We start from the raw sequence: 12,050 nt of genomic DNA, 5'->3' as shown, positions 1-12,050 counted from the left end.
GAATAGCAACTAATTGCCAGCGCGAACGCGTGGCCGTCGGCCTCCTCTTCAGTCACCGCCCACTAAATGTGAAACTAATCGACCGGGAATTTCACTTCCGAATTGCCGGGCTCTGCTCTCTCCGAAACCTTGTGCGCCAACGACGGCTGAGGAGAGAGCATGAGCGCATTTCAGAAGGAAACGGTTTTGTCGGTCCGGCACTGGACCGATAGCCTGTTCAGCTTCACGGCGACGCGCGATCCGGGCTTCCGTTTCCTGAACGGCCAGTTCGCGATGATCGGGCTCGAAGTCGAGGGCAAGCCGTTGATGCGGGCCTACAGCATGGCGAGCGCCAATCACGAGGAGGCGCTCGAATTTTTTTCGATCAAGGTGCAGGACGGCCAGCTGACCTCGCGCCTCCAGAAGATCCGGGAGGGCGACATCATCCTGGTCGGCCGCAAGGCGACGGGCACGCTGATCACCGGCAACCTCATCCCTGGAAAGCGCCTGCTGCTGCTCTCGACCGGCACGGGCCTCGCGCCCTTCGCCAGCCTGATCAAGGACCCCGACGTCTATGAGAATTACGAGACCATCGTGCTCGCCCATGGCTGCCGCCAGGTTTCGGAGCTCGCCTATGGTGAGCACCTCGTCGACGGCCTGCGCAATCACGAATTCTTCGGCCCCCTGATCCGCGACAAGCTCGTCTACTACCCGACCGTCACCCGCGAGCCGTTCAAAAACCGCGGCCGTATCACCGACCTGATCGCCTCCAATCAGCTGTTCGACGACATCGGGCTAACAGGTCTCGATATCGAGACCGACCGCATCATGCTGTGCGGCAGCCCGGCGATGCTCGAGGAACTCCCCGCGATGTTTGCCGCGCGCGGCTTTGTCGAGGGTAACCACAGCCAGCCCGGCCATTTCGTCGTTGAAAAGGCCTTCGTCGAGCGCTGAGGCGCAAATCGCGTCCCGGCGACAACTAATTGCTATCGCCGGACAACCACCTGAACAAATCTGATGCAAAGGCGCCGGACCGGCGAACCAGGAGCAAGTGATGGCACTAGATGAGATCGTCGACGGACTTTCGGAGGTTTCCTGCGACGTGCTCGTCATCGGCGGCGGTACGGCCGGCCCGATGGCGGCGCTGAAGGCAAAACTGAAGAACCCGAAGGCCAATGTCGTCCTGCTCGAGAAGGCCAACGTCAAGCGCTCCGGCGCGATCTCGATGGGCATGGACGGGCTCAACAACGCCGTCATCCCCGGCTACGCGACGCCGGAGCAGTACACCAAGGAAATCACCATCGCCAACGACGGCATCGTCGATCAGAAGGCGGTCTATAAATACGCGCAAAATTGCTACAAGATTATCGAGGAGCTCGACAGCTTCGGCATCCGCTTCCTGAAGAACGAGAACGGCGATTACGCCGTCAAGAAGGTGCACCACATCGGCACCTATGTGCTTCCGATGCCGAACGGCGAGACCGTGAAGAAGGCGCTGTACCGCCAGCTCCGCCGCGCCCGCATCCTGATCTCCAACCGCTACATGGCGACGCGGCTGCTGAAGTCGTCGGACGGGCGCATCGCCGGCGCGATCTCAGTCAACACTCGCACCGCCGAAATCCTGGTGATCAAAGCCAAGGCCGTGATCCTCTGCATGGGCGCCGCCGGCCGCCTGGGCCTGCCGACCTCCGGCTACATGTTCGGCACCTACGAGAACGCCGCCAATTCCGGTGACGGCTATGCGATGGCCTATCACGCCGGCGCCGCGCTCGCGAACCTCGAATGCTACCAGATCAATCCGCTGATCAAGGACTATAACGGCCCGGCCTGCGCCTATGTCGCCGGTCCCTTCGGCGCCTTTACCGCGAACAACGAGGGATCGCGCTTCATCGAATGCGACTACTGGTCCGGCCAGATGATGCTGGAGTTCTACAACGAGCTGCTGTCAGGCAAGGGCCCGGTGTTCCTCCAGCTCAAGCATCTCCATCCTGATACGATCTCGGAGATCGAATCCACGCTGCACAAGGTCGAGCGTCCCACGCGCGGCCTGTTCCAGCAGGGGCGCGGGGTCGACTATCGTAGCGAGTCGATCGAGATGCATATCTCCGAGATCGGGTTCTGCTCCGGCCACAGCGCCTCCGGCGTGTTCGTCGACGACAATGCCCGCACCACCGTGCCCGGCCTTTACGCCGCCGGCGACATGGCGAGCGTGCCGCATAATTACATGCTGGGCGCCTTCACCAACGGATCGGTCGCCGGCATCGACGCGATGGAGTTCGCCGACAGCCACGACTTCGCGGAATTCGACGCCGCCGATGTCGCCAGGGAGCGCGATCGCGTGCTGGCGCCAACGAAGCGCGAGGACGGCATTCCGCCGAACCAGGTCGAGTACAAGACCCGCCGCCTCGTCAACGACTATCTCCAGCCGCCGAAGGTCACGCGCAAATACGAGCTCGGCATGCGCCGCCTCGCCGAGACGCGGCAGGACATGCAGGAACACATGATCGCGCGCAATGCGCACGAGCTGCTTCGTGCGCTCGAAGTGCAGTCGATCATGGACTGCGCCGACATGGCGGTGCACGCCTCGTTGTACCGCGAGGAGAGCCGCTGGGGCCTCTATCACTGGCGCACGGATTTCCCGGAGAAGGACAACGAGAACTGGTTCTGCCACACGCTGCTCTCCAAGCAGAACGGCAAGATGACCAGCGAGAAGCGCGCCGTGGAGCCCTATGTCGTGCCGATCGCCGACGACGAGAAGGACCTCTACGACAAGCAGCGCATCCGCGCCTCCGCCTGATCCACCGCAACATCGCAACAGGAGACATAAAATGCCTCTCGCGTCCTATCAGACATCGGTTCCGGTGGTCGTCGACGACGCCAAATGCATCGCCGACAAGGGCTGCACCGTATGCGTCGACGTCTGTCCGCTCGATGTGCTCCGCATCAGCGACATGACCGGCAAGGCCTACATGGCCTATGACGAGTGCTGGTACTGCATGCCTTGCGAGGCCGATTGCCCGACCGGCGCCGTCACCGTCAATATTCCCTATCTGTTGAGGTGATCATGTCGAGCCCGTTCGAGTCCTATGACGACCTCGAAGACGCCGATGAGCGGTTGCAAGCCGCCGATCCCGCCGAGCGCCGCGTCGCCATCATCGCGCTCGGTCACTCCGGCGATCCCGCAGCCGTCGCGCATCTCGCCAACATGGTCGCCGATCCCGACGCCGGTGTGCGCCAGCAGGTCGCGATGGCGCTCGGCGAGTTCGACGGGCCGGAGGCCGCGCATGGGCTGGTCAAACTGCTGGTCGATCCCGAAAGAATCGTGGCGGCGGCCGCGGCCGACAGCATGGCCGAGTTCAAGGATCCGGCCTGCGCCGAGATCATCCTGCCGCTGGTCAAGCACGCCCATGCCTTCGTCCGCATGGGCGCGCTGCGCGCGCTGAAGGAGCTGCGCTGCAAGGACACGCTGAAGCCGGCGCTGGAAGCGCTCCTGGATCAAGATGCGGCCGTTCGCGTGCAGGCGATCGGCGTGATCGGTTTCCTCAAGCTGGAGGAATCCATCCCCGCGCTGACCGCGCTGATCAATGATCCCGACGCCCATGTGCGCCGCGCCGCGGTGAGCGCGCTGGCCTTCTCGCAGCTGAAGCCCGCGGCCGAGACGATCACACGCGGGCTGAAGGACTCGGACTGGATGGTGCGCGAGATGGCCGCGGAAACGCTGGGCCTCAACGTCAACGGTTCGCTCGCGGCCGATCAGCTTGTCGGCTCGCTCGCCGATGAATTCTGGCAGGTGCGGCTGAAGGCGATCCGCAGCCTCGGCAAGATGAAGATCGAGCGCGCGGTACGCCCGATCGGCAATTGCATCAACCACGACCAGGCCAATTTGCGGAAGGAGGCGGCGGCCGCGCTCGGCGAGATCGCCCATCCCGACGGCGAGGCGTTCCTGGCGGTCATCGCCGACGATGCCGACCCCGACGTTCGCAAGAACGCGCGCTGGGCGCTCCAGCAGATCGCGGCGCGCAAAGCGCGAGCAGGCGCATAAAGGCCCGGGCAGGGGCATAGCGGCTCTTCGCTGCCGGTCTGGACTTCCCCTGCCAGACGTTTATTGGTCTTCGCCAATGGGATCGGCTGCTGTGAACGCGGCCGATCCGAGAAAGAGCGAGGACGCGGCCATGACGACACTGTCTGTTAGAGATCTTCTCCCCGAGGATGGAACGAAGGGGACGCTGGTCGGCCGCGTCTGGCTGCCGCAGGCGAACGGCCCGGCCGTTGTCGCCGTCCGTGGAGACGGCGTCTTCGACGTCACCGCCAAGTTTCCGACCGTCAGCGCGCTCTGCGAGGAAGACAATCCGGCCAAGGCGCTCGCCTCGGTCAAGGGCGAGCGCATCGGCGATCTCGAAGCGATCGTGGCCAACACGGCGCCGGATGGGCGCGATCCGAAAAAGCCGTGGCTGCTTGCGCCCCTCGATCTCCAGACCCTGAAGGCCGCCGGCGTCACCTTTGCCATCTCGATGCTGGAGCGCGTCATCGAAGAGCGGGCCAAGGGCAATCCGGCATCGGCCGAAGCGATCCGGAAAGAAGTGACGCGGCTGATCGGCGACGATCTGTCGAAGCTCAAGCCGGGCTCCGACCAGGCGATGCATTTGAAGCAGGTGCTGATCGATCAGAACGCCTGGAGCCAATATCTCGAAGTCGGCATCGGTCCGGATGCCGAGGTCTTCACGAAGGCTCCGACCTTGTCCTCGGTCGGCACCGGCATGGATGCCGGGCTGCATCCGAAATCGACCTGGAACAATCCCGAGCCCGAGCTGGTGCTGTTCGTCTCGAGCCGCGGCAAGATCGTCGGCGGCGCACTCGGCAACGACGTCAATCTGCGCGACTTCGAGGGGCGTTCGGCGCTGCTGTTGTCGAAGGCCAAGGACAACAACGCCTCCTGCGCGATCGGCCCGTTGCTGCGTCTGTTCGACGACAGCTTCACACTCGACGACGCCCGCAAGCTCGACATCAGCCTGAACGTGAAGGGCGCGGACGGTTTCGTTCTCGACGGCCATTCCTCGATCAGCATGATCAGTCGCGATCCCACGGACCTCGTCGAGCAGACGATCGGCAAGGTGCATCAATATCCCGATGGCTTCGTGCTGTTCCTCGGCACGATGTTCGCACCCGTCAAGGATCGCGATGCGCCGGGGCAGGGGTTCACCCACAAGCGCGACGACATCGTCACGATCGCAGCACCCCAGCTCGGCAAGCTCATCAACCGCATGCGCACCAGCGACGAGTGCGAGCCCTGGACGTTTGGAATCGGCGCGCTGATGAAGAACCTCGCGCAACGGAAGCTGATTTAGCTCCGCTACCCTTCGCCTCTCCCCGCACGCGGGGAGAGCCGGATTGCATCGAAGATGCAATCCGGGTGACGCGGACTCTCCGCGAGTCGATTTGGTCGACCTACGCCGAACTCTATCCACACCGTCATTGCGAGCGCAGCGAAGCAATCCAGAGTCCCTGCGTGGACAGTTTCTGGATTGCTTCGCTGCGCTCGCAATGACGCGGAGGAGAGATTGCGGGCCGCACATATTCCTTCATCTCCCCGTTGCATCCACGGAACAAAATCGCGCTGGGCGTGTCATTGAACCGTCCTTCCCGCCAAATCGAAGTTTCGCGCGAATAGTCAAATAATATGACTAGTCGGAACTCATCTTCCGTGAAATAGTCCCTCCCGCCGCCTCAAAGGCCGGCCTGCGGGTGCCATGCTACCGATCGGCACTCGAGATAACACAAGATGACTTCTTGGGAGATACGCCTGATGACCCTCAAAGCCCTCTTTGCGGCCAGCGCCACGGCCGCGTTGCTGCTCGCGCTGCCGGCCAGCGCCGCCGAGCTCACCATCGGCTTCTCGCAGATCGGATCGGAATCCGGCTGGCGCGCGGCCGAGACGTCGGTCTCCAAGCAGGAGGCTGCCAAGCGAAAGGTCAATCTCAAGATCGCCGACGCGCAGCAGAAGCAGGAGAACCAGATCAAGGCGATCCGCTCCTTCATCGCGCAGAACGTCGATGCGATCTTCCTTGCACCCGTAGTCTCGACCGGTTGGGACTCGGTGCTGAAGGAGGCCAAGGAGGCCAAGATCCCGGTCGTGCTGCTCGACCGCGACATCGATCCCTCCGGCAAGGAGCTCTATCTCACCGCCGTGACCTCCGACAGCGTGCACGAAGGCGAGGTTGCCGGCGACTGGCTGGCCAAGACCGTCGGCGGCAAGGCCTGCAACGTCGTCGAATTGCAGGGCACGGTCGGCGCCAGCGTCGCCGCCAACCGCAAGAAGGGCTTTGACACCGCCATCGCCAAGCATGCGAACCTCAAGGTGGTGCGCAGCCAGACCGGCGACTTCACCCGTGCCAAGGGCAAGGAGGTGATGGAGAGCTTCATCAAGGCCGAAGGCGGCGGCAAGTCGATTTGCGCGGTCTACGCGCACAATGACGACATGATGGTCGGCGCGATCCAGGCGATGAAGGAAGCCGGCCTCAAGCCGGGCAAGGAGATCCTCACCGTCTCGATCGACGCAGTCCCCGACATCTTCAAGGCCATGGCCGCCGGCGAGGCCAATGCCACCGTCGAGCTGACGCCGAACATGGCCGGCCCCGCGCTCGATGCCGTCGCGGCCTTCAAGGACAAGGGCACCGTTCCGCCCAAGTGGATCCAGACCGACTCCAAGCTCTATACAGCGGCTGACGATCCGCAGAAGATCTACGACAGCAAGAAGGGCCTCGGTTACTGAGGCGGCGCAGCGCCGGACCGCTCCCCCGTGGTCCGGCGCATCCCCCTTCGAAACCGTTGCGCGAACGAATAGGCTGGGTGTCCGCAGCATAAGCGGACGCCGGTGGGAGTGACGTCGTTATGGAGAACAGCCCCGATCCTGCTCCTTCCCTGCTGGAGGTGCGCGGGATCAGCAAAAGCTTCGGTGCTGTGCGTGCGTTGCAGGAGGTCGACTTCACGCTTCGTGCCGGCGAGATTCATGCGTTGCTTGGCGAGAACGGCGCAGGCAAATCCACGATGATCAAGGTGATCACCGGCGTATTCCCGCGCGATGCCGGCATCGTCCGGCTTGGCGGTGAAGAGGTCGCGCCGCGCTCGGCCAAGGCCGCACTCCAGGCCGGCATCGCCACGGTCTACCAGGAGGTCAATCTGCTACCGAATCTCTCGGTCGCGCAGAACCTGTTCCTCGACCGACAGCCGATGCGCTTCGGCATCGTACGTGAAGGCGAGATGCGGCGTCGCGCCAAGGCGCTTCTCACGGACTTCGGCCTCGATATCGACGTCGCCGCGCCGCTCGGCAGCTATTCCGTCGCCATCCAGCACGTCACCGCGATTGCGCGGGCCGTCGATCTCTCCGCGCGCGTGCTGATCCTGGACGAGCCCACGGCGAGCCTCGACCGCCACGAGGTCGAGATCCTCTTCGGCATCATGCGCCAGCTCGCCAAGCGCGGCATCGGCATCGTATTCGTCAGTCACTTCCTCGATCAGGTCTACGAGATCTCCGACCGCATCACGGTGTTGCGCAACGGCCGCTTGGTCGGCGAGCGCGAGACCGCCTCGCTGCCGCGGCTCGAGCTGATCCGGATGATGCTCGGCCGCGAGCTGGCCGAGACCACCAGCGCCCGCGCGTCGGCGGGAGAGCATCGGGCGCGCGAGGTCTGCGCGAGTTTCGAGAACTACGGCAAGGCCGGCTATGTCGCGCCGTTCAATCTCGAGCTGCGCCATGGCGAGGTCGTGGGTCTCGCCGGCCTGCTCGGCTCGGGCCGGACCGAAACAGCGCGGCTGGTGTTCGGTGCCGAGCGCGCCGATGGCGGGCAGGCGAGGGTGGAGGGGGCGCCCGTGCGGCTGCAGTCGCCGCGCGACGGCGTGCGCCACGGCTTTGGCTATTGCCCGGAGGAACGCAAGACCGACGGCATCGTCGCCGAGCTCACCGTGCGCGAGAACATCGTGCTCGCGCTCCAGGCCAAGCGCGGCCTGCACCGGCCGCTGTCGCGCCGCGAGCAGGACGAGATCGCAGGCCGCTACGTCAAGATGCTCGACATCCGCCCGCCCGATCCGGAGCGCGCCGTGGGGCTGCTGTCCGGCGGCAATCAGCAGAAGGTGCTGCTGGCGCGCTGGCTCGCGACCTCGCCGCGCCTCCTGGTGCTGGACGAGCCGACCCGCGGGATCGACGTCGGCGCGCATGCCGAGATCATCCGCCTGATCCGCGAGCTCTGCGACGACGGGCTGGCGCTGCTCGTGATCTCCTCCGAGTTGGATGAGATCGTGACCTATTCCGACCGCGTGGTCGTGTTGCGCGACCGTGCCCATGTCGAGGAGCTCGCGGGAGAGACGATCGACGTCGGCAACATTCTCGCGGCCATCGCCGCCGATGGCGCCGCTGTCGCGCATGAGGGTCGGGCATGACAGCGCTGTTGCCGCGCCGCGGCCTTGCCCAGATCCTCGCGTTGATCGTCATCCTGGCGGCCGATCGCATCGTGTCGCCGCAATTCTTCGATCTGCGTCTCCAGGACGGCCGGCTGTTCGGCAGCCTGATCGACGTGCTCAACCGCGGCACGCCGGTGGCGCTGCTCTCGCTCGGCATGGTGCTGGTGATCGCGACGCGCGGCATCGATCTGTCGGTCGGTGCGGTCATGGCCATCTCGGGCGCGATCGCGGCGAGCCTTGCCGACACGCACAGTCTGCCTGTGGTCCTTGCGGCCGCGCTCGGCGCTGGCCTGGTCTGCGGATTGTGGAACGGATTTCTCGTCGCGGTGCTCGGCATGCAGCCGATCGTGGCGACGCTGATCCTGATGGTGGCGGGACGCGGCATCGCGCAGCTCATTACCGAGGGGCGTATCGTGACCTTCTCCTCGCCGGATCTGGTCTGGCTTGGCAATGGCGCGGTGCTCGGCGTGCCGATGCCGGTCGTGATCGCCCTGGGCATGCTGATTCTCACCGGAGCGGTGGTGCGCGGTTCGGCGCTCGGATTGCTGATCGAGGCAACCGGCGGCAACGCGCGGGCGAGCGAGCTTGCCGGCGTCGGCACGCGTGCGATGATCCTGGCTGTCTACGTCTGGTGCGGCATCTGCGCCGCGCTCGCCGGCGTGATCGCGGCGGCCGACATCATGGGCGCGGATGCCAACAATGCCGGCCTCTGGCTCGAGCTCGACGCCATCCTCGCGGTGGTGATCGGCGGCACCTCCCTGTTCGGCGGCCGTTTCAGCCTCGTGCTGGCCGTGCTCGGTGCGTTGATCATCCAGACCATGAACACCGGCATTCTGCTGTCGGGCTATCCACCGGAGTTCAATTTGCTGGTCAAGGCGGTGGTGGTGATGACGGTGCTGCTGCTGCAATCGCCGAAATTTTCGGGGATTGCCGGGATCGCCGCGCGGCTGCGGAGGTCCAAAGCATGAAAGGCCTGCCGCCCGTCCTCATCACCGCTATCGTGCTGGTTGCCGGCTTTGCGCTCTGCGCCGTGCAATTCCCCAACATCGCCTCCACCCGCGTGGTCGGCAATCTCCTCACCGACAACGCCTTTCTCGGCATCGTCGCGACCGGCATGACCTTCGTCATCATCTCCGGCGGCATCGACCTCTCGGTCGGCTCGGTGATTGGTTTCACCACGGTGTTCGTCGCGCTTGCGATCGAGCGCTGGGGCGTGCCGCCGCTGCTTGCCTTCGTCGCGATCCTCGCGCTCTCGGCGGCCTTCGGAGCTGCGATGGGCGCGGTGATCCATGTCTTCGACCTGCCGCCGTTCATCGTGACGCTGGCGGGGATGTTCCTGGCCCGTGGCGCGAGCTTCCTGCTCTCGACGGAATCGGTGCCGATCACCGCGCCGGTCTATTCCACCGTGTCGGACTTCGCGCTGCGGATGCCCGGTGGAGGGCGATTGACCGCGATCGCGATCATCATGCTCGTGATCGTGATCGGCGGCGCCTTGCTGCTGCATCTCACCCGGTTCGGCGCCAATGTCTACGCGCTCGGCGGCAGCCGGGCGACCGCGAGCCTGATGGGCGTTGCCGTCGGCAAGATGACGGTGAGGATCTACATGCTGTCGAGCCTGCTCGCGGGCATCGCCGGCATCGTGTTCTCCTTCTACACGAGCGCCGGCTACTCGCTCTCCGCGGTCGGCGTCGAGCTCGACACCATCGCGGCTGTCGTGATCGGCGGTACGCTGCTCACGGGCGGGCAGGGCTCGGTGATCGGCACCTTCCTCGGCGTGCTGATCCAGGGCTTGATCCAGACCTACATCAATTTCGACGGAACGCTGTCGAGCTGGTGGACCAAGATCGCGACCGGCGTGCTACTGTTCGCCTTCATCGCCTTGCAGCAGGGGCTGGTCGCGCTCGCGCGGCGGCCGGCGGCGAAGCGCGCAGGAGCAGCCACATGACGTCGCGCATCGTCGTCATCCCGACGCGCCGGGCTCACTCCAACCATGCGGAAGTGGCCCGCTCGATCGGCGTCGACATCATCGCCGGCCGCTACGCCGAGGGAACGCGCCTGCCTGGCGATGCCGAGATGATTGCAATGTTCGGCGTGTCGCGACCGGTGCTGCGCGAGAGCGTGAAGACCCTGGTCGCCAAGGGTCTGCTCACCACCAAGGCCCGCGTCGGCACCGTCGTACGCGAGCGCGCCGCCTGGAACATGTTCGACGCTGACGTGCTGGCCTGGCATCTCGACGCCGGCATCGACAAGCGCTTCCTCAACGACCTCGCCGAGATTCGCCTCGCGGTCGAGCCGCGCGCGGCCATGCTGGCGGCGGCGCAGCGGTCCGAGGACGACCTCGCCGAGCTCCGTCGTTGCATGGACCGCATGCGGTTTGAGGCTTCCGATTCCGTCGGCTTTGCCGACGCCGACCTCGCGCTCCATGTTGCGGTGGCGCGCGCTTCGGGCAATCTGTTCATGCGCTCGATCGGCCACGTCATCGAGGCCGCCCTGCGCGCCTCCTTCCTGCTCAGCGCACCGGTCGAGCCGGAGGACCGTGACACCGTGCTGCTCTGGCACCAGAAGATCGTCGATGGCATCGCCGCCGGCGACGCCCAGACCGCCTCGGAAGCGATGGTTTATGTCATTCACAACGGTATGCGCCGCCACGAGGCCGAGGCGCTGCCGTCCGCGGATATTGGAGAAAAAGCGTGACCGAACTTCGCATTGCCATCGTCGGCTTCGGCAAGATCGCGCGCGACCAGCATGTCGGTGCGATTGCCGCGACGGCGGGCGCGACGCTCGCGGCCGTCGCGAGCCGCAACGCATCGCTGCCGGGCGTGCCGAATTTTGCGACCATCGAGGAATTGCTGGAAAAGGGACCGCCGATCGATGCCGTCTCGCTCTGCACGCCGCCGCAGGTACGGCGTGCCCAGGCCGCCACGGCGCTCGCTGCCGGCAAGCACGTGATGCTGGAGAAGCCGCCCGGCACCGGCGTCGCCGAGCTCGACCCGCTGATCGCGATGGCGGAGGAAGCCAAGCGAACGCTGTTTGCGACCTGGCATTCGCGCTATGCGCCCGCGGTCGAGCCGGCGCGCGAGTGGCTTCTCACGCGGCAGATCAAGTCTGTGCACATCAACTGGAAGGAAGACGTTCGCGTCTGGCATCCCGGGCAGGGCTGGATCTGGGAGCCGGGCGGGCTCGGCGTGTTCGATCCCGGCATCAACGCGCTCTCGATCCTGACCCGTATTCTGCCGCGGCCGGTGTTCGTCACCGCGGCCGAGTTGGCCTTTCCAGCCAATTGCCAGGCCCCGATCGCCGCGAACCTGACGCTGACCGACATCGGCGGCCTGCCTGTGACCGCCGAGTTCGATTTCCGCCAGACCGGACCGCAGAGTTGGGATATCCTCGTCGAAACGGACGAGGGCCGAATGACGTTGTCGGGCGGCGGCCGGCGCATGGCGATCGACGGCGAGACCATTGCCGAGGCGCCCGATCAGGAATATCGCGAGCTGTACGGGCGCTTCGTCAAGCTCACCGCGACCGGCGCGCGCGACGTCGACCTGGCGCCGCTGCGTCTCGTTGCCGATGCCTTCCTGCTCGGCAAGCGTAACATCGTCGAACCGTTTGTGGACTGA

At 65.2% G+C, this 12,050-nt stretch carries 11 protein-coding genes; all 11 read left to right on the top strand.

From position 1 onward, the window contains the following. Positions 1-159 precede the first annotated feature (159 nt). Positions 160-933, top strand: a complete 774-nt coding sequence (locus CT676_RS17030; protein WP_085399405.1) for a ferredoxin--NADP reductase — start codon at positions 160-162, stop codon at positions 931-933. A gap of 100 nt (positions 934-1,033) precedes the next feature. Then, complete coding sequence (locus CT676_RS17025; protein WP_085399406.1) at positions 1,034-2,776, top strand: fumarate reductase/succinate dehydrogenase flavoprotein subunit; 1,743 nt, start codon at positions 1,034-1,036, stop codon at positions 2,774-2,776. 31 nt (positions 2,777-2,807) lie between these two features. Next, the gene (locus CT676_RS17020) at positions 2,808-3,041 is read left to right on the top strand and encodes a ferredoxin family protein (RefSeq protein ID WP_008141081.1); all 234 of its coding nucleotides are present in this window, start codon (positions 2,808-2,810) and stop codon (positions 3,039-3,041) included. Between the two features lie 2 nt (positions 3,042-3,043). Continuing rightward, positions 3,044-4,021, top strand: a complete 978-nt coding sequence (locus CT676_RS17015) for a HEAT repeat domain-containing protein (protein ID WP_071915514.1) — start codon at positions 3,044-3,046, stop codon at positions 4,019-4,021. A gap of 130 nt (positions 4,022-4,151) precedes the next feature. Continuing rightward, positions 4,152-5,324: a fumarylacetoacetate hydrolase family protein gene (locus tag CT676_RS17010; protein ID WP_085399440.1), complete on the top strand. Its 1,173-nt coding sequence runs from the start codon at positions 4,152-4,154 to the stop codon at positions 5,322-5,324. Between the two features lie 458 nt (positions 5,325-5,782). Further along, entirely contained in the window at positions 5,783-6,748 is a 966-nt protein-coding gene (gene ytfQ / locus CT676_RS17000; protein WP_063984486.1) for a galactofuranose ABC transporter, galactofuranose-binding protein YtfQ, read from the top strand. 119 nt (positions 6,749-6,867) lie between these two features. Then, positions 6,868-8,412 (top strand): sugar ABC transporter ATP-binding protein, encoded by a 1,545-nt coding sequence (locus CT676_RS16995; protein ID WP_085399408.1) that lies wholly within the window; start codon positions 6,868-6,870, stop codon positions 8,410-8,412. Next, positions 8,409-9,401, top strand: a complete 993-nt coding sequence (locus CT676_RS16990; protein WP_085399409.1) for an ABC transporter permease — start codon at positions 8,409-8,411, stop codon at positions 9,399-9,401. Before CT676_RS16995 ends, CT676_RS16990 begins: the two co-directional genes overlap by 4 nt. After that, positions 9,398-10,378 carry a galactofuranose ABC transporter, permease protein YjfF gene (yjfF, locus tag CT676_RS16985; RefSeq protein ID WP_071915510.1) on the top strand — a complete coding sequence of 327 codons (981 nt, stop codon included), beginning with the start codon at positions 9,398-9,400 and terminating at the stop codon, positions 10,376-10,378. The genes CT676_RS16990 and yjfF overlap by 4 nt, the downstream gene beginning before the upstream one ends. After that, complete coding sequence (locus CT676_RS16980; RefSeq protein WP_028150313.1) at positions 10,375-11,127, top strand: FadR/GntR family transcriptional regulator; 753 nt, start codon at positions 10,375-10,377, stop codon at positions 11,125-11,127. The genes yjfF and CT676_RS16980 overlap by 4 nt, the downstream gene beginning before the upstream one ends. Then, a complete protein-coding gene (locus tag CT676_RS16975; RefSeq protein ID WP_085399410.1) occupies positions 11,124-12,050 on the top strand; it encodes a Gfo/Idh/MocA family oxidoreductase in 927 nt (308 codons plus the stop codon). The genes CT676_RS16980 and CT676_RS16975 overlap by 4 nt, the downstream gene beginning before the upstream one ends.

The sequence above is a fragment of the Bradyrhizobium sp. MOS001 genome (assembly GCF_004634465.1).
Taxonomy (GTDB): Bacteria; Pseudomonadota; Alphaproteobacteria; order Rhizobiales; family Xanthobacteraceae; genus Bradyrhizobium; species Bradyrhizobium barranii.
Note: the sequence above shows the minus strand (reverse complement) of the source record. Positions and strands in the feature narration are given on the sequence as shown.